Here is an 18,199-nt window from a genome sequence, read left to right on the forward strand (position 1 = left end):
CTCCGTGCAGGTCTGCGCCGAACGCGCGCGATCGCCTGCAGATCGGACGCGACGGGGGACGGACCGCCGCGAATCGCGCACACCGCACGCCCGCCGCCCGCTCGTAGACTCGGACGGTGAAGGTTCTTGCGGCGATGAGCGGTGGAGTGGACTCGGCGGTGGCCGCGGCCCGCGCGGTGGAGGCGGGGCACGAGGTGGTCGGCGTGCACCTCGCGCTGAGCAGGATGCCCGGCACGCTGCGCACCGGCAGCCGCGGCTGCTGCACGATCGAGGACTCGATGGACGCCCAGCGCGCCGCGAACGTCCTCGGCATCCCCTACTACGTGTGGGACTTCTCCGAGCGGTTCAAGCTCGACGTGGTGGACGACTTCGTGGCCGAGTACGCCGCCGGCCGCACCCCCAACCCGTGCATGCGCTGCAACGAGCGGATCAAGTTCGCGGCCCTGCTCGAGAAGGCGCTCGACCTCGGTTTCGACGCCGTCTGCACCGGCCACTACGCCTCCCTCGAGACCGCCGCAGACGGCAGCCCCGAGCTGCACCGCGCGAGCGACGAGGCGAAGGACCAGTCCTACGTCCTCGGCGTGCTCACCACCGCGCAGCTCGAGCACTCGATGTTCCCGCTCGGCTCGACGCCGTCAAAGGCGGTCGTCCGGGCGGAGGCGGCCCGCCGCGGCCTGAGCGTCGCGAACAAGCCGGACAGCTACGACATCTGCTTCATCCCCGACGGCGACACCCGCGGCTGGCTCTCGGAGCGCGTCGCCCCCGAGACCGGCGCGATCGTCGACCGCGACGGCGCGGTGGTGGGGGCCCACGAGGGTGCCCACGGCTACACCGTCGGCCAGCGCCGGGGCCTGCACCTCGGCGTGCCCGCGCCGGACGGACGACCGCGCTTCGTGCTCGAGGTGCGGCCGAGGACCAACGAGGTCGTCGTCGGTCCGCGGGAGGCGCTGCGCATCGGCGAGATCGCCGGCTCGCGCTTCACCTGGGCCGGCGCGGCGCCGGAGGACGCGTCGACGCCGTTCCGCTGCGACGTGCAGATCCGCGCGCACGCCGACCCGGTCCCGGCGACCGCGGTCGTGTCGGAGGTGGATGGGAAGGTGGAGCTCGTGATCACTCCCGACTCGCCGCTCGACGGCGTCGCCCCCGGCCAGACGGCCGTCGTCTACCTCGGCACCCGCGTGCTCGGCCAGTGCACGATCGACCGCACGGTCGCGGCCGACCTCGTCGGTGCCTCCGCGAGCGGGGCGGTGCTCTGATGGCCGCGAAGTCCGAGGCGGGCGCGACGCCGGCGGCGGACCTCGATCCGGCCCAGCGCGTCGACGAGCTGCGCGCCCGGATCCGCGCCGCGAGCGAGGACTACTACGCGGCCGACGCCTCGCCGCTCGCCGACGCCGAGTACGACGCGCTGGTCCGCGAGCTCGCCGAGCTCGAGACGGCGCACCCCGAGCTGGCCAGCGAGGACTCGCCGACGCAGACCGTCGGGGGAGTGGTCGCCGCCGGTCTCGACCCGATCGATCACGCCGAGCGGATGCTCTCGCTCGACAACGTCTTCTCGGCCGAGGAGCTGCGCGAGTGGTGCGACAAGACCGTCGCCTCCGCCGCCCGCCCGGTGGCCTGGCTGACCGAGCTCAAGATCGACGGCCTCGCCATCTCGCTCCACTACGAGAACGGCCGCCTCGTCACCGCGGCCACCCGCGGCGACGGGCGCACCGGCGAGGACGTCACCGTCAACGCTCTGCGCGTGGCCGGCATCCCGCAGCAGCTGGCGGGCGAGGGGCACCCCGCGCTGGTCGAGGTCCGCGGCGAGGTCTTCATCCCCGTCGCCGAGTTCGCGGCGCTGAACGCCCTGCAGGAGACCCTGCGGGACGAGGCCGTCGAGGAGGCGCGCGAGCGCTGGTCGACCCGGCCGAGCGCCACCCGCAAGCCCTTCGACGAGGAGCGGGTCCGCGACAGCGCCCTGCGCCGCTTCCCCACCTTCGCCAACCCGCGGAACGCCGCGAGCGGCGGGCTCCGCCAGCAGCTCGACAAGAAGTCGGGCCTCGATCTCCGCGCCGGCGAGGCCCGGGTCGGCTCGCTCGCGCTCTACGTGCACGGCATCGGCGCCTGGCCGGATCCGCCGGTGCAGAGCCAGTCCGAGGTCTACGGCCTGCTCGCCTCCTGGGGGCTGCCGGTCAGCGCGCACAACCGGGTGTCGGAGTCGGTCGACGAGGTCCTCGCCTTCGTGGAGCGCTACGGCCGCGAGCGCCACTCGGTCGAGCACGAGATCGACGGCGTCGTCGTCAAGGTCGACGAGCTGGAGCTGCACGACGAGCTCGGCGCCACCAGCCGCGCCCCGCGCTGGGCCATCGCCTACAAGTACCCGCCCGAGGAGGTGCACACCAAGCTGCTCGACATCGTCGTCAGCGTCGGCCGCACCGGCCGGGCCACCCCGTTCGCGCAGATGGAGAAGGTCAAGGTCGCCGGCTCCGAGGTGCGCCAGGCCACGCTGCACAACGCCGACGTGGTGAAGGCCAAGGGTGTGCTGATCGGCGACACCGTCGTGCTGCGCAAGGCCGGCGACGTCATCCCCGAGGTGCTCGGCCCGGTCATCGAGCTGCGCGACGGCAGCGAGCGCGAGTTCGTGATGCCGACGCAGTGCCCCGAGTGCGGGACGACCCTCGCTCCCGCCAAGGAGGGCGACGTCGATCTGCGCTGCCCGAACGCCCGCTCCTGCCCCGCGCAGGTGCGCGGCCGCGTCGAGCACATCGGCAGCCGCGGCGCGCTCGACATCGAGGTGCTCGGCGAGGTCACCGCCGCAGCGCTGACTCAGCCGTTCGTGCCCGCGGAGCCTCCGCTCGACACCGAGGCCGGCCTCTTCGAGCTGCGGATCGAGGACGTCTTCCCGATCGAGGTCGTCGTGCGCGACAGCGAGACCGGCCTGCAGAAGCTCGACGACCGGGGCGAGGCGAAGGTCGTCGGCCCGTTCAAGCGCAAGCGGCAGAAGCGCGACGGCGCCTATGACCCGGCGGCGGAGGTGTTCGGCGGCGACGCCGAGTACGTGCCGTCGACGACCGGTCTCGCGCTGATCGCCAACATCGAGAAGGCGAAGACCTCGCCGCTCTGGCGCTTCCTGGTGTCGCTCAGCATCCGGCACGTCGGCCCGGTCGCCGCGCGCGCCCTGGCCGGGCACTTCGGCTCGCTCGACGCGATCCGCGCGGCCAGCCGCGAGGAGCTCGCCGCGGTCGACGGCGTCGGCGGCATCATCGGCGACGCGGTGCTCGCCTGGTTCGAGGTCGACTGGCATGCCGAGATCGTCGACCGCTGGGCGAAGGCGGGCGTGCAGTTCGCCACTCCCGGCCACCCCGGCCCCGGTGCGGCCGACGCCGCGGGCGGCGTGCTCGCCGGCCTCACCGTCGTTGCGACCGGCTCGCTCGAGGGCTACAGCCGCGAGGGGGCGCAGGAGGCGATCCTCGCCGCCGGCGGCAAGGCCGGCTCGAGCGTCTCCAAGAAGACGCACTACGTCGCCGCCGGCCCCGGCGCCGGCAGCAAGCTCGGCAAGGCCGAGGCGCTCGGCGTCCGGATCATCACCGCCGCGGAGTTCCACCTGCTCGTGACCGAGGGGCCGGCCGCGATCGCGCTGCCCGAGGAAGCGGCCTCGGAGGACGCGGCCTCGGACGCGCCCGTGGCAGACGCACCCGCCGCCGACGGCACCGACCCGGTCGCCGCCGAGGTGCCGGCCGACGAGACCGCCGATGCGCCCGCCGCCGAGGAGACTCCCGACGCGGATGCCTGACCGGCCCGGCGAGGAGCGGCGGGCCTTCCTCCGCCGCTCCTTCGCCGAGGCCGCCTCGACCGCGCTGGACGCCGCCGCCCGCGCCGTGCCGCTGACGCCGCGCGAGCGCGACGCCGCCGCCTTGCTGGCCCGGATCGATCACCTCGTCGTCCTGTCCTTCGCCGGCCGGCCGCGCGCCCAGGTTTTCGGTGCCCTCGACGGCGAGCCGGGCTCCGACTTCGCCGGCGGCACCGACGAGGTGCTGACCGCCCCCGGCCCCGGAACCGCGGGCGACCGGTTCGCCCCCGCGATGCTCCCCGTGCACACGCTGCTCGCCCGCTCGTTCGCGCGCGCCGACCACTGGCGCGCGGACGGCCGTGACCCGCTGGGCCTGCTGCTGCGCTCGGCGCAGGACGAAGGCACCCCTTGGACCCTCGTCGTCGATGACCGGCAAGGGGTCTCGACGACGTTGCTCGCCGATCCCGATCGGTGGCACCGCGGCCCCGGGGCCGTCGCAGCTGCCGGGGGAGCACTGCTCCCGCTCTCCGGTCTCGCGGAGGCCGCCGCCGCGGGCGCCCTGCCGCCGGTCGTCCTGGTCGAGCCCCGCTCGCTCGTCGACCCGGCCGACTTCGCCGCCGCCGCCGACCCGAGTGCCTCGCGCTCCGCGGACGCGCGCGTCGCCGAGCGGCTCCTGCACGAGACCGTCGATGCGGCCAGGGCGGCGGAGTCGGCCGGGCGCCGGGTGCTGCTGCTCGTCACCGCGCGGGGGCAGGCCGATCGCCCCGGCGACGTCCCGGCTCTCCTGATCGCCTCGAGCGCGCGGCCGGGCGAGCGCCTGAGCGCCGCACTCGCTCCGACCACCCCCGCCCTCCTGCACCGCGCCCGCTTCGCCGCCGACCGCCGGGCGCTGGGCGACGCCGGCGTGCTCGCCGTCGCCGAGGCGCTGTCCGGACCCGCCCGGCCGCTGTCGCGCTACCCGCGCACGGCACCCGCCTTCGCGCCGGAGGGCCGGGAGCACTCGATCGGGCCGGCCCTGGCCGCAGCCCTCGCCGCGGCGGGCGTCACCGCCGAGCCCGGCGACGTCGAACAGGCCCTCATGATGCTCCGAGCCGCCGCCCCGGGCGCGTCGCTACACTCCCCGGAGGCACGGATCCGCGGCACGCGGGAAGGGCGGGACGCATGAGCGGCACCGACGGCGGCGGCGATCGCACCCCGCGAGACGACGCCCCCCGCTCCCGCTCCCGCCGCCGCTTCCTGGCCGGCAGCGCCGTGGCCGGCACCGCCGCCGCCGCGGGCCTCACCGGCGGAGCGATCGGCGCGGCCGTCGCCTCCGGCCGCGACCGCGAGGCCGAGTCGCCCCTGCCCGAGCGCAGCGAGCCCGGCTTCGACCACGTCGTCGTCGTGATGTTCGAGAACCGCTCCTTCGACAACATCCTCGGGCAGCTCTACGCGGCCGACGGCCCGCCCGCGGGCGAGACCTTCGAGGGCCTGCAGAGCGGCGAGCACTCCAACACGACCGCCGCGGGCGACGCCGTCACCGCGCACGTCTACCAGGGCGCGACCGACACCGTCATGCGCCAGCCCGATCCCGACCCGGGCGAGGAGTACCCGCACGTCAACACCCAGCTCTTCGGCACGATCGACCCGCCGTCCAACGCCGGGGCGTCCGTCGGCGCCATGACGGCCCCCTTCAACGCGCCCGCCGACGCCTCCGCCCCGACGATGAGCGGGTTCCTCGAGGACTACGTGCAGAACCTCCGCCACCTGAAGAAGGGCGAGGAGCCCACCCGCGAGGAGTACAGCACGATCATGGGCGGCTTCTCGCCCGACATGCTCCCCGTCTTCTCGACCCTGGCCCGCGAGTTCGCCGTCTTCGACCACTGGTTCTGCGCCGTCCCCTCGCAGACCTTCTGCAACCGCTCCTTCTTCCACGCCTCGACCTCGCACGGCTTCGTCACCAACAAGCACGGCGGCGGCTACGAGAAGTGGCTCGCCGACGACCTCGGAGATGCGCCGACGGTCTTCAACCGCCTCGAGGAGGCCGGGAAGAGCTGGCGGGTCTACTTCGACGCGCTCCAGGTCGTCTCCTACACCGGGTTCCTGCACGCGCCGGTGCTCGAGAAGTACTGGAAGACCAACTTCGCCCCGATGGAGCAGTTCTACGCGGACGTCGCGAGCGGCGAGCTGCCCGACTACGCCTTCGTGGAGCCGCGGCTCGTCTTCGACCACAACGACATGCACCCGCCGACCGGCGTCCTGCACGAGGACGAGGTCGACGGGCAGCCGCTCTACGACAGCGCGCTGTCCGACGTGCGCGCGGGGGAGCTGCTGCTGCACGAGATCTACTCGGCGATCCGCGAGAGCGCGTCGACGACGGGCTCGAACGCGATCAACACCCTGCTGCTGGCCACCTTCGACGAGCACGGCGGGCTCTACGACCACGTGCCACCGCCTGCCGCGACCCCGCCCGGCGACGGCCGCGAGGGCGAGATGGGCTTCGGCTTCGACCGCCTCGGCTGCCGCGTGCCCGCCATCGCGATCTCCGCCTACACCCGGGCGGGCACGGTCCTGCACGACGAGATGCACCACGGCGCCCTGATCCGCACCCTCAGCCGCCTGCACGGGCTCGAGCCGCTCACCGCGCGCGACGCGGACGCGCCCGACCTCTTCGGCGTCGTCACGCTCGACACCCCGCGGCAGATCGACGACTGGCCGACCACCGTGCCGCAGTACCTGCCGCCGAACCCGGAGGCGACCCCGCCGCACCCGGCCAACGCGAACAGGGACAAGCCGCTCAGCCCACCGGCCCTCGGGCTGATGGGCCTGCTGCTCGCCCGCTACGGCGAGCCGGGCGACGACCTGCCGACCACGTACCAGGGCGCCTACGAGGCGCTGCTGAAGCACGGCACGAGCCTCTTCGGCACCGGCACGGTCACCGCGTCGCCCACCCCATCGCCCACCCCGTCGCCCGGGGCCTGAGCGGAGGGAGCGTCGGTGCCCCTGGCTAGACTGGACGCCGATTCCCACGAACCACCCGACGGAGACGCATGTCCGAGATCACGGCCGACACGGTCGCCCATCTGGCCTCGCTGGCCAGGATCGACCTCACCACCGAGGAGATCGAGAACCTCACCCGGGAGCTCGGTCAGATCGTCGACTCGGTGACGGCGATCCAGGCCGTCGCCACCCCCGACGTCCCGGCCACCAGCCACCCCATCCCGCTCGAGAACGTGTTCCGCCCCGACGTCGTGGGCGAGACGCTGACCCTCGAGCAGGCGCTCTCCGGTGCTCCCGAGCACGACGGCAGCCGCTTCCAGGTCTCCGCGATCCTGGGGGAGGAGCAGTGAGCGCCCACGGCGACGAGCTCGTCCGCCTCAGCGCCTCCGCCCTCGCCTCGCGCCTCGCCGACGGCTCCGTCTCCTCGCGCGAGGCGACGCAGGCGCACCTCGACCGCATCGCCGCCGTCGACGGCGCGGTGCACGCCTTCCTGCACGTCGCGGGCGACGCCGCGACCGCGACGGCCGACGCGATCGACCGCCGCCGCGCCCAGGGCGAGTCGCTGCACCCGCTCGCCGGCGTCCCGCTCGCGGTCAAGGACGTCATCGTCACGAACGACATGCCGACCACCGCGGGCTCGCGCATCCTCGAGGGCTGGCGCCCGCCGTACGACGCGACCGTGATGCAGAAGGTCCGCGCGGCCGGCCTCGTGCCGATCGGCAAGACCAACATGGACGAGTTCGCGATGGGCTCGACCACCGAGCGCTCCGCTTACGGCCCCACCCACAACCCCTGGGACCTCGACCGCATCCCCGGCGGCTCCGGCGGCGGCTCGGCCGCGGCCGTCGCGAGCTACGAGGCGCCGCTGGCACTCGGCTCCGACACCGGCGGCTCGATCCGCCAGCCCGCGCACGTCACCGGCACCGTCGGCGTCAAGCCGACCTACGGCGGGGTGTCCCGCTACGGCGCCGTCGCGCTGGCCTCGAGCCTCGACCAGATCGGCCCGGTCTCGCGCACGGTCCTGGACTCGGCGCTGCTGCACGACGTGATCGCCGGGCACGACCCGCGCGACTCGACCTCGCTCCGCGACGAGTGGCCCTCCTTCGCCGATGCGGTCCGCCGCGCCGACGTGAAGGGCCTGCGGATCGGCGTGCTCAAGGAGCTCGACGGGGGAGAGGGCTTCCAGCCCGGTGTCCTGGCCCGCTTCCACGAGGCCCTCGCGGTCCTGGAGAAGGCCGGCGCCGAGATCGTCGAGGTCAGCGCGCCGAGCATCGAGCACGCCGTCGCGGCGTACTACCTGATCCTCCCCGCGGAGGCGTCGAGCAACCTCGCGAAGTTCGACTCCGTCCGCTTCGGCCTGCGGGTCACCCCGCAGGGCGGCGGCACCGTCGAGCAGGTCATGGCCGCCACCCGCGAGCAGGGCTTCGGCCCCGAGGTGAAGCGGCGGATCATCCTCGGCACCTACGCGCTCTCGGCCGGCTACTACGACGCCTACTACGGCAGCGCGCAGAAGGTGCGGACCCTCGTCCAGCGCGACTTCGACGCCGCCTTCGCCTCGGTCGACGTGATCGCCTCGCCGACCGCGCCGACCACCGCCTACCGGCTCGGCGAGAAGCTCGACGACCCGCTGGCGATGTACCGCGGCGACATCGCGACCATCCCGGCGAACCTGGCCGGGATCCCCGGCATCTCGGTCCCCGCCGGTCTCGCCGACGAGGACGGCCTCCCGGTCGGCGTCCAGTTCCTGGCCCCCGCCCGACAGGACGTCCGGCTCTACACCGTCGGCGGCGCGCTCGAGGCGCTCCTGGAGGAGCAGTGGGGCCACCCGCTGCTCTCGCAGGCGCCCGATCTCGCCGCCGCCCAGCTCTCCGCCCCCCAGGAAGGTGCCGTCTGATGGCCTCCGCGCACGCGTCCGCCCCCGAGCTGATGGACTACGACGAGGTCTTCGAGCGCTTCGAGCCGGTCCTCGGCTTCGAGGTGCACATCGAGCTCAACACGAAGACGAAGATGTTCTCGGACGCCCCGAACATCGCTGGCTCCGAGCCGAACACCAACACGACGCCCGTGTGCCTGGGCCTGCCCGGCTCGCTGCCGGTCGTCAACGAGCAGGCCGTCCGCTACTCGATCAGCCTCGGCCTCGCGCTCGGCTGCTCGATCGCGCCGTCCAGCCGTTTCGCCCGGAAGAACTACTTCTACCCGGACATGGCGAAGAACTACCAGATCTCGCAGTTCGACGAGCCGATCGCGTTCGAGGGCTCGGTCGAGGTCGAGCTCGCCGACGGCAGCGTCGTGCACATCCCGATCGAGCGCGCGCACATGGAGGAGGACGCGGGCAAGCTGACCCACGTCGGCGGCTCCACCGGCCGCATCCAGGGCGCGGAGTACTCGCTGGTCGACTACAACCGCGCCGGCGTCCCGCTGGTCGAGATCGTCACGAAGCCGATCCACGGCGCGGGCAAGAGCGCTCCGGAGTACGCCAAGGCCTACGTCGCCACCATCCGGGACATCGTCCTCGCGCTCGGCATCTCCGACGCGAAGATGGAGCGCGGCAACCTCCGCTGCGACGCGAACGTCTCGCTCAAGCCGATCGGCCAGGAGAAGCTCGGCACCCGCACCGAGACCAAGAACGTCAACTCGCTCCGCTCGGTCGAGCGCGCCGTGCGCTACGAGATCCAGCGCCAGGGCGCGATCCTCGCCGCCGGCGGTACGATCACGCAGGAGACGCGGCACTGGCACGAGGACACCGGCCGCACCTCGGCCGGCCGGCCGAAGAGCGACGCCGACGACTACCGCTACTTCCCCGAGCCCGACCTGCTGCCCGTGGTGCCGAGCCCCGAGCTGATCGAGGAGCTGCGCGCCGCGCTGCCCGAGAAGCCCGCCGCCCGCCGCCGCCGGCTGAAGGCCGACTGGGGCTTCACCGACCTCGAGTTCCAGGACGTCGCGAACAGCGGTCTCCTGGTCGAGATCAGCGAGACCGTCGCCGCCGGCGCCTCGCCGCAGGCCGCCCGCAAGTGGTGGACCGGTGAGATCGCCCGGCTCGCCAACGCGGCGGGGCAGGATCCGGCCGAGCTGGTGTCTCCCGAGCAGGTCGCCGAGCTCGCCAAGCTGATCGACGCCGGCACCCTCACCGACCGGCTCGCCCGCGAGGTGCTCCAGGGCGTCATCGCCGGCGAGGGCACCCCGCAGGAGGTCGTCGACGCCCGCGGGCTCGCGGTCGTCTCGGACGACGGCGCCCTGATCGAGGCGATCGACGCCGCCCTGGCCTCGCAGCCCGACGTGCTCGCGAAGATCCGCGACGGCAAGGTCCAGGCCGCCGGCGCGGTCATCGGCGCGGTGATGAAGGCGATGAAGGGCCAGGCCGACGCGGCCCGCGTCCGCGAGCTCGTCCTCGAGCGCGCGGCCGGCTGAGTCGATGCGCGGGGGACGGACGGCGGCGTGAGCACCCTGCCCGGCGACGCGTCCGCCCCCGCTCGGCTCGATCTGCCGGGCGGGGCGTTCCTCCGCCCGCTCGTGACGAGCGACGCGGATCTGCTGCACCCGGCGATCGGGCAGCGCCGCGGCTGGCTCGCCGCGCTGCTGCCCGAGGGCGACCCGAGCGGCCTGCCCTCCGCCTCCCCGGGTGACGACCTGCGCGCGCTCCGGCTGCTCGAGACCGCCGCGCGCGAGCGGCGCCTCTTCGCCTACCTCCTGGTCGGCGCGGACTGGACCGAGGTCCTCGGTGCCCTGAGCGTCCGGCCCGTCGGCGACGACCACGCCGAAGCGTCCTGGTGGGTGGTGCCGAGCCTCGTCGGGTCCCGCCTCGAGGAGGAGCTCGATGCCTACGCGCGACGCTGGCTGCTGCTGCGCTGGCCGTTCGAGCGCGTCGAGACCCCCGACAACCACCCCGAGGAGCCGGCCGCCCTCGCCGGGGCCAACCTGCTCCCACTGCTCCCCGACACTCCGGCGCGCACCCCGCTGCCCGAGCCGGACCCCGCGGCGGCGGAAGCGCTCTGGGCCGCCTACCGGGCGCACGAGCCGACCGCGCCCGAGGAACTGCCCCTCGTCGAGTCGTTCGGCGACTCGGTCGAGCTCGCCGACGAGCTGCTCGCCCTGGTGCGGCGCGGCGTCAAGACCGCGACGGCCTCGCTCGTCGACGACGAGCCCGTGCCCCGCGTCGGCGACCACTGGATCGTCTGCGACGGCGCCGGTGTCGCCCGCGTCGTGCTGCGGACCGTCGAGATCCGTCTCGGTCCGCTCGACAGCGTGGACGACGCCTTCGCCTGGGACGAGGGCGAGAACGACCGCTCGCGGGAGTCCTGGCTCGCCGGGCACCGTCGCTACTTCGAGCGCGAGTCGCCGGGGGGCATCGGCACCGTCGTCTTCGAGCGCTTCCGCCTCGTCTGGCCGGAGGAGGACGCGCGGGCCGCAGCCGGCTTCTCCCGGCGGATCGCCTCCGAGCGGCCGGGCGGCACCCCCTAGCCCGGTTCGGGGGGTTCCCCTGATGCTCCACTCAGCGGCCCTGCGCCAGAGTGGAGGCATGGCTACTCTCGTGCGCCCCCGTCGGGGCAAGATCATCGCCGGTGTCTGCGCCGGCCTCGCTAACCGCTTCGGCTGGAGCCCCTTCCTGGTCCGGCTGCTCTTCGTGCTCTCCTGCCTGCTCCCCGGGCCGCAGATCATCGCGTACCTCGTGATGTGGGTGGTCGTCCCGAAGCAGAAGTGATCCCGGCGCTCCTCCGCCCGTCCGCCTCCCTCGGGAGCGGCGGCGGGGGAGCGTCTCTCTTCGCGTGGTGAACGTTCACGGCGACGTTCCGCGCCACGCTTGACCCGGCCCCTCGTGCCGCTCTAGCGTGGTGCGTGAACGTTCACGTCGACGACGCCGCGAAAGGGCCACGCATGACCGACTCCACCCCGACCACCACCACCGCACCGGGCTGGGCGGTGCTCGGCCCCGGCAGCATCGCTCGCCGGTTCCTCTCCCAGCTCCCCGCGAGTAGCCGCGGCGCCCGACTCGTCGCGGCGGGCAGCTCCGACCAGGGGCGCGCCGCCGCCTTCGCTTCCGAGGCCGTCGAGCACGGCTTCCCGGACGCGACCGCGGGCGACTACGCCGCGGTCCTCGCCGATCCCCGGGTCACCGCCGTCTACATCTCCACGGTGCACACCGGCCACGCGGCCCTCGTCCTCCAGGCGCTCGAGGCCGGCAAGGCCGTCCTCTGCGAGAAGCCGCTCGCCGTCAACCACGGCACCGCGATGGCCCTGGTCGACGCCGCCCGCAGCGCCGGTCTCCCGCTCGTCGAGGCGTACATGTACCGCTTCCACCCGCAGACCGCCGCGCTGCTCGACCTCGTCCGCGACGGCGTGATCGGCGACGTCGTGCACATCGACGCCTCCTTCTCCTTCCGCACCGGCTCCCGCGAGGGCCGGCTCTACGACGTCGCGACGGCCGGTGGCGGCATCCTCGACGTCGGCGGCTACACCGTCACCGCCGCGGCGGCCGTGGTCCAGGCTGCGACCGGCGTCGCCGTCGCCGAGCCCGTCGAGTTCGACGCGCAGGGCACGCTCGGCCCGACCGGCGTCGACGAGTGGAGCGTCGCCCGCGCGACCTACCGCGGCGGCATCACTGCGACCCTCCGCACCGGAGTGGCGCTGGACGACGTGAACGCCCTGACGGTCCACGGCACTCGCGGCCGTCTGCACGTGGCCGACCCGTGGTTCGGCGCCGCGGAGACGGGCATCGAGATCAGCGTCGTGGGCGAGGAGCCCCGCCTCGTGGCCTTCGAGGGGGAGAGCCCCTACGCGCTCGAGGCGGACGCGACGACCGACGCCCTGGCCGCCGGCGCTGTCGAGGTGCCGCAGATGACCCTCGATGAGACGCTCGCGACCGCCCGCACGCTCGACCGCTGGCGCTCCGCGGTCGGCCTGCGCTTCCCGTTCGAGGCCGAGACCGCGGACATCCCGACCGTCTCCGGCCGTCCGCTGCGCGTCGCCGCGGACGCCCCGATGCTCTCCGGCGAGATCCCCGGCGTCGGCAAGCGGATGTCGCGGCTCGTGATGGGCGTCGACAACCAGCCCGACCTCGCGCACGCCTCGGCGATCTTCGACGCCTTCGTCGAGCAGGGCGGCACCGCCTTCGACACCGGCTACATCTACGGCGGCGGCGTGCTCGAGGGCCGTCTCGGCCAGTGGATCCGTAACCGCGGCATCCGCGAGGACGTCGTCGTGATCACCAAGGGCGCGCACACCCCGTACTGCGACCCGGAGTCGCTCACTCGACAGCTGCTCGAGAGCCTCGAGCGCCAGGGCACCGACTACGCCGACATCTACCTGATGCACCGCGACAATCTCGAGGTGCCGGTGGGCGAGTTCGTCGACGTGATGGACGAGCACCAGCGCGCCGGGCGGATCCGCGCCTACGGCGTCTCGAACTGGACGCCCGCGCGCTTCGACGAGGCGCAGGAGTACGCCCGGGCCAACGGCCGGGCCGGCTTCCAGGCGCTGAGCAACCACTTCGGCCTGGCCGAGGCGTACGACGTGCCGTGGGAGGGCTGCGTGCACGTCACCGACCGGGCCTCGAAGGAGTGGCTGGTCGAGCGGCAGGTCCCGCTGCTGCCGTGGTCCTCGCAGGCCCGCGGCTTCTTCACCGGCCGAGCCCGCCCGGACGACACCAGCGACGCCGAGCTGGTGCGCTGCTACTACGGGCCGGACAACTTCGAGCGGCTCCGCCGGGCCGAGCAGCTCGCGGCCGAGCACGGCGTCGGAGCGACGGCGATCGCCCTGGCCTATGTGCTCGCGCAGCCGTTCCCGACCTTCCCGCTCTTCGGACCGCGCACGATCACCGAGCTGCGCTCGTCGATGCGCGGCCTGTCGATCGAGCTGACTCCGGAGCAGACGGCGTGGCTCGACCTCCGCGCCTGAGCGGTGCCGAGGCCGGTGGCCGCGCGACGATCCTCGACGTCGCCGCGGCCGCCGGGGTCTCCCGCCAGACCGTCACCCGGGCGATGAACGGCATGCCGGGCATCAGCGAGGCGACGAAGCAGCGGGTCCTCGAGGCGGCGGAGCAGCTGTCCTACCGGCCGTCGCGCTTCGGCCGCGGCCTGGTCACCGGCGGTGAGCACCAGCTCGGGCTCGTCGTCGACGACCTGCGGAACCCGTGGTCGCCGGAGCTCGCCTCCGCCGTCGTCCGGGTCGCCGCGGCGCGGGGCTGGAACGTGTCGCTCGCGGACGTCGGCCTCGCCGCCGACTCCGACCGGATGATCCAGGCGCTCGGCGCGCAGACCGACGCGGTGATCGGCACCTTCGGAGACCGGGCTGCCGAGTGGATCGAGCGGCTCGGCTCCGTGCCCGTGGTGGAGCTCGATCCCACCGGTGATCCGCTGCGGGCCGCGGTCGTGCTCGACCACTCCGACGCGGTCGAGGCGCTGGCCGAGCACCTGGCCGGAGCGGGCGTGCGGCATCCCGTGATCGTCGACGTCTCGGGGGACGCGCGGCCGAGCAGGCGTGCGGAGCTGCTGCTGCGCGCGTTCACCGCGCACGGCCTCGAGCCCTCCCTCGTCCGCGCCGACGGCCCGACCGCCCAAGCCGCGGCGGAGGCGACCGAGCGGATCGTTGCCCGGCCGCGGGTCGCGGACGCGATCGTCGCCTTCAACGACCTCTGCGCGCTGGGCGTGCTCTCCGCCTGCCGCCGCGCGGGCGTGGACGTGCCGGGCGACGTCCGGGTGGTCGGCATCGACGGCCTCTCGATCGGACGCCTGCTCGCGCCCACGCTGACGACCCTCGCCGTCGACCTCGACGAGCTCGCCCGGCACGCCCTCGACCTCGCCGTCGCCATGATCGCCGGCGAGCTCCCCAAGGGCGGCCCGTCGGTGCACCGCACCGTCCGCCACCAGCTCGTCCTCCGCGAGTCCGCCTGACCCGACGTGGAGGTCTCGCGTGCCGCGAGCCGCTCCTCCCGAGGAGGACTCGCGTGCCGCGAGCCGCTCCTCCCGAGAGGACTCGCGTGCCGCGAGCTGCGCCCTCATGCTGGTCGAGTAGCCCCGCAGGGGCGTATCGAGACCCGCCGTCCTCAGCAGGGCGGGTCTGCAGACTCGCCTTCTGACGCTGGTGGATCTCGATACGCCCGCTGCGCGCGCTACTCGATCAGCAGGGAGACGGAGTGGCGCTTCGCGCCACCTCTCCTGTCTCCGTCGACGGCTGACGACCGACGCTGGGCTCGCTCTGAGTGAACCCTCAGCGATCACCGCGGAGGGAGGCATAGCGTTGCGCTGTGCGTGCGCATCCTGCCGCGCCGAGGAGGAGATCATGGGATTCCTGGACCGACTGCTGGGCCGCGAAGAGCGACCCGAGGAGCGCCGCCCCGCCGCCGGCTACCCGGCCCCTGCGGCCGCGGAGCGCCGCGCCGACGCCCCGTCCTACGGCACCCCGCCCGCGCAGTCCGCGCGCAGCAAGGACGAGATCGCGATCGAGCGCTACCGCTACCTCCTCCGCACCGCGCCGCCCGAGGCGATCGAGCAGGTGCACCGCGAGGCGTTCGAGCAGCTCACGCCCGAGCAGCGCCAGCAGGTCTTCCGCGAGCTGAGCGAGGGCGCACCCGCGGGGGACGCCCCGCGCGCCGACGACGCGCAGTCGCTCGCGCAGTCGGCGACCCGCAGCGAGCTGCGCCAGCCCGGCTTCATGGAGCGGCGCTTCTCCGGCGGCGGCGCCGGCGGCATGGGCTTCGGCGGCGTGCTCGCCTCGTCGATGCTCGGCACCATCGCCGGCTTCGTGATCGGCTCCGCCATCGCCGACGCGTTCATCCCCGATGGGGTCGGCGAGTCGGTCCAGGCCGAGGGCGCCGATGGCGGCGACGCGGGAGCAGACGGCGGCGACGCCGGTTCCGGCGACTCGGGAGGCGACTACGGCGGGGGCGACTTCGGTGGTGGCGGCGACATCGGCGGCGGCGACTTCGGGGGCGGCGACTTCGGCGGAGGCTTCGACTTCTGACCCCCGCGAGTCCTGAGGCCGGCGGAGGACCGCCCGGCCTCAGGACTCGTCGAGCAGCAGCGCCTTCACCTCGCGGCGCAGCACCTTCCCGATCATGCTCCGCGGCAGCTCGTCGACGACGACGATCCGCTTGGGCACCTTGTAGGGCGTGAGCGCCTCGCGCACGGTGCGGCGCGCCTCCTCCTGATCGAGGTGGGCACCCGGCTCGAGGACGACCGCGGCGGCGACCTGCTCGCCGCTGCGGGCGTCCGGCAGGCCGACGACGGCCACGTCGCGGACGGCGGGCAGCCGGCGGAGCACCTCCTCGACCTCCGACGGTGACACGTTGAAGCCGCCGGTGATGATCAGCTCCTTGATGCGGTCGACGATGGTGACGAAGCCGTCCTCGTCGATCGTCGCGATGTCGCCGGTGCGGAACCAGCCCTCGGCGGTGAACACCGCCGCCGTCTCGTCGGGCTTGCGGTGGTAGCCGCGGAACACCTGCGGCCCGCGCACGACCAGCTCGCCCTGCCCGCCGGCCTCGACCTCGGTCTCCGGGTCCTCCGGATCGACGATTCGCACGTCCGTCCCCGGCAGCGGCAGCCCGACTGTCCCGGCCCGGCGCGCGGTGCTGACCGGGTTCGCCATCAGCACCGGCGAGGTCTCCGACAGCCCGTAGCCCTCGACGAGCGTGCCGCCGGTCAGCGCCTCGAACGACTCGACCAGGTCGGGATCGAGCGGCATCGCGCCCGAGATCGCGATCTCGATGCCCTGCAGCGACACGCCCTTCTCCTCGGCGCGCAGCGCGAGCCGCTCGGCGATCGGTGGAACCGCGGGCAGGAACGTCGCCGGGTGCTTCCGGACCACCTTGAGGACCAGGTCCGGGTCGAACTTGGGGAACAGCACGAGCCGCGCGCCCATGCTCATCGCGAAGGTGAGGCAGAGGGTCAGCCCGTAGGCGTGGAACATCGGCAGGACCGCGTAGACGACGCAGTCGCCGCGACGGACCGTCGGCACCCACGCGCGGGACTGCGCGGCGTTGGCCGTGAGGTTCAGGTGCGTCAGCTCCGCGCCCTTCGGTGCGCCGGTCGTGCCGCTGGTGTACTGGATGACGGCGAGGTCCTCCGCCGTCGGCCGCGGGTGCGCCGGATCGAGCCGGCGGCGCAGCAGCGAGTCCCACTCGATCGCGCCGCGGACCTTCCCGGTCAGGGCGGCGCGCGACTCGCGGGCCTTGCGGATCGGCAGCCGGAGCGCCGCGCGCATCGGCGCGGGCATCGCCCGGGTCAGATCGACGGAGACGACCGTCTCGACGCCGAGGTCCTCGGGGAGGTCCTGGACGAGCGGCACCACGCGGTCCCAGGCGATCGCGACCCGCGCGCCGTGGTCCTCGAACTGGTGCCGCAGCTCGCGCGGCGTGTAGAGCGGGTTGTGCTCGACGACGACCGCGCCGAGACGCAGGACCGCGTAGAAGGCGACCACGTGCTGCGGGCAGTTCGGCAGGATCAGAGCGACCGAGTCGCCGGACCGGACGCCGAGCCGGCGCAGGCCCTCCGCGGCCTTCTCGACGTCGTCCGCGAGCTGGGCGTAGCTGGTGGAGCGGCCGAAGAACTCGAGCGCGACCTGGTGCGGATAGAGCCGTGCGCACTCGGTGACGATGTCGACGAGCGAGCCGGTCGGGAGCTCCAGCTCCTCCGGCACTCCCTCGGCGTAGCTGCGGATCCAGGGGCGGGGCGGGTGAGTGCTCACCCGCCCCACTCTAGGTGCAGGGCTCCCGGCGCCCGACGGGCCGGTGAGCGCTCAGGCGCCCTTCGCGACCGCGTCCTCGACGGCGACGTCGCCCGAGACGATCTCCCAGGTCTTCCCGATCGAGGAGGGATCGGCGAGCACCGCGATCACGGTGGCGGCGACGTCCTCGCGCGGGATGCTGCCCCTCTCGACGCTCTCGCCGAGCTCGATCCGGCCGGTGCCCTCGTCGTTGGTCAGACCACCCGGGCGGAGGATCGTCCAGTCGAGATCGGTGCCGCGGAGCGCCGTGTCGGCGTCGCGCTTGGCCTCGACGTAGGCGCGCCAGCCCTCCTCGGTGTCGCCGTCGAGCGGGGCGTCCACGCCGATCGCGCTGATCTGCACGAAGCGGCGGACACCGGCGATCGCGGCGGCCTCCTGGCTGAGGACGGAGGCGCCGAGGTCGACCGTGCGCTTGCGCTCGGGACCCGAGTCCGGGCCGGCGCCGGCGGTGAAGACGAGGGCGTCCACGCCCTCCAGCCGCCCGGCGAAGTCCTCGGCGGTCGAGTGCTCGAGGTCGTGGACGAGCGGCTCGCCGCCGAGGCGGACGATGTCCTCCGAGTGGTCGGGGTTGCGGACGACTCCGACCGCTTCGTGTCCGGCGTCGTAGAGCAGATGGAGGATCTGCTGGCCGACCTTGCCGTGTGCTCCGATGACGGCGACGCGTGTCATGGGTGTCCCTTCCTCGTCGGGGCGCTGGGCCCCTGGTGCCGTCCGCGCGGTGGGCGCGGACCT

The 18,199-nt window shown here is 73.9% G+C and carries 14 protein-coding genes; 12 read left to right on the forward strand and 2 right to left on the reverse strand.

The annotated features are described in order from the left end of the window. The first annotated feature begins 116 nt into the window (after nt 1-116). From mnmA to EDF22_RS06840, 12 genes are all read left to right on the forward strand, one after another. The gene (gene mnmA, locus EDF22_RS06785; RefSeq protein WP_185038776.1) at nt 117-1,256 is read left to right on the forward strand and encodes a tRNA 2-thiouridine(34) synthase MnmA; all 1,140 of its coding nucleotides are present in this window, start codon (nt 117-119) and stop codon (nt 1,254-1,256) included. Further along, a complete protein-coding gene (gene ligA, locus EDF22_RS06790; RefSeq protein ID WP_123703414.1) occupies nt 1,256-3,772 on the forward strand; it encodes an NAD-dependent DNA ligase LigA in 2,517 nt (838 codons plus the stop codon). The genes mnmA and ligA overlap by 1 nt, the downstream gene beginning before the upstream one ends. After that, nucleotides 3,765-4,934, forward strand: a complete 1,170-nt coding sequence (locus tag EDF22_RS06795) for a hypothetical protein (RefSeq protein WP_123703416.1) — start codon at nt 3,765-3,767, stop codon at nt 4,932-4,934. Before ligA ends, EDF22_RS06795 begins: the two co-directional genes overlap by 8 nt. After that, entirely contained in the window at nt 4,931-6,730 is a 1,800-nt protein-coding gene (locus EDF22_RS06800; protein WP_123703418.1) for an alkaline phosphatase family protein, read from the forward strand. Before EDF22_RS06795 ends, EDF22_RS06800 begins: the two co-directional genes overlap by 4 nt. Before the next feature lie 68 nt (nt 6,731-6,798). After that, the gene (gene gatC / locus EDF22_RS06805) at nt 6,799-7,098 is read left to right on the forward strand and encodes an Asp-tRNA(Asn)/Glu-tRNA(Gln) amidotransferase subunit GatC (protein ID WP_123445757.1); all 300 of its coding nucleotides are present in this window, start codon (nt 6,799-6,801) and stop codon (nt 7,096-7,098) included. Further along, entirely contained in the window at nt 7,095-8,642 is a 1,548-nt protein-coding gene (gene gatA / locus EDF22_RS06810) for an Asp-tRNA(Asn)/Glu-tRNA(Gln) amidotransferase subunit GatA (protein WP_123703420.1), read from the forward strand. The genes gatC and gatA overlap by 4 nt, the downstream gene beginning before the upstream one ends. Next, complete coding sequence (gene gatB, locus EDF22_RS06815; RefSeq protein ID WP_123703422.1) at nt 8,642-10,156, forward strand: Asp-tRNA(Asn)/Glu-tRNA(Gln) amidotransferase subunit GatB; 1,515 nt, start codon at nt 8,642-8,644, stop codon at nt 10,154-10,156. The genes gatA and gatB overlap by 1 nt, the downstream gene beginning before the upstream one ends. Nucleotides 10,157-10,183: 27 nt before the next feature. Further along, nucleotides 10,184-11,206, forward strand: coding sequence for an ASCH domain-containing protein (locus EDF22_RS21240; RefSeq protein ID WP_260303329.1), 1,023 nt, complete (start codon nt 10,184-10,186; stop codon nt 11,204-11,206). Nucleotides 11,207-11,264: 58 nt separating this feature from the next. Then, the gene (locus EDF22_RS06825) at nt 11,265-11,447 is read left to right on the forward strand and encodes a PspC domain-containing protein (RefSeq protein ID WP_123445760.1); all 183 of its coding nucleotides are present in this window, start codon (nt 11,265-11,267) and stop codon (nt 11,445-11,447) included. 173 nt (nt 11,448-11,620) lie between these two features. Continuing rightward, nucleotides 11,621-13,639 (forward strand): aldo/keto reductase, encoded by a 2,019-nt coding sequence (locus tag EDF22_RS06830; RefSeq protein WP_123703424.1) that lies wholly within the window; start codon nt 11,621-11,623, stop codon nt 13,637-13,639. After that, nucleotides 13,618-14,634: a LacI family DNA-binding transcriptional regulator gene (locus EDF22_RS06835; protein ID WP_123703426.1), complete on the forward strand. Its 1,017-nt coding sequence runs from the start codon at nt 13,618-13,620 to the stop codon at nt 14,632-14,634. The genes EDF22_RS06830 and EDF22_RS06835 overlap by 22 nt, the downstream gene beginning before the upstream one ends. A gap of 388 nt (nt 14,635-15,022) precedes the next feature. After that, nucleotides 15,023-15,703: a hypothetical protein gene (locus tag EDF22_RS06840; RefSeq protein ID WP_123703428.1), complete on the forward strand. Its 681-nt coding sequence runs from the start codon at nt 15,023-15,025 to the stop codon at nt 15,701-15,703. 39 nt (nt 15,704-15,742) lie between these two features. On the opposite strand, the gene EDF22_RS06845 is transcribed toward EDF22_RS06840, so the two are convergent. Both EDF22_RS06845 and EDF22_RS06850 read right to left on the reverse strand, forming a co-directional pair. Beyond that, a complete protein-coding gene (locus tag EDF22_RS06845; RefSeq protein ID WP_123703429.1) occupies nt 15,743-17,428 on the reverse strand; it encodes a long-chain-fatty-acid--CoA ligase in 1,686 nt (561 codons plus the stop codon). A gap of 51 nt (nt 17,429-17,479) precedes the next feature. Beyond that, entirely contained in the window at nt 17,480-18,136 is a 657-nt protein-coding gene (locus tag EDF22_RS06850; protein ID WP_123703431.1) for an SDR family oxidoreductase, read from the reverse strand. Between the last annotated feature and the right edge of the window lie 63 nt (nt 18,137-18,199).

This window comes from Rathayibacter sp. PhB127 (genome assembly GCF_003751665.1).
GTDB classification, from domain to species: domain Bacteria; phylum Actinomycetota; class Actinomycetes; order Actinomycetales; family Microbacteriaceae; genus Rathayibacter; species Rathayibacter festucae.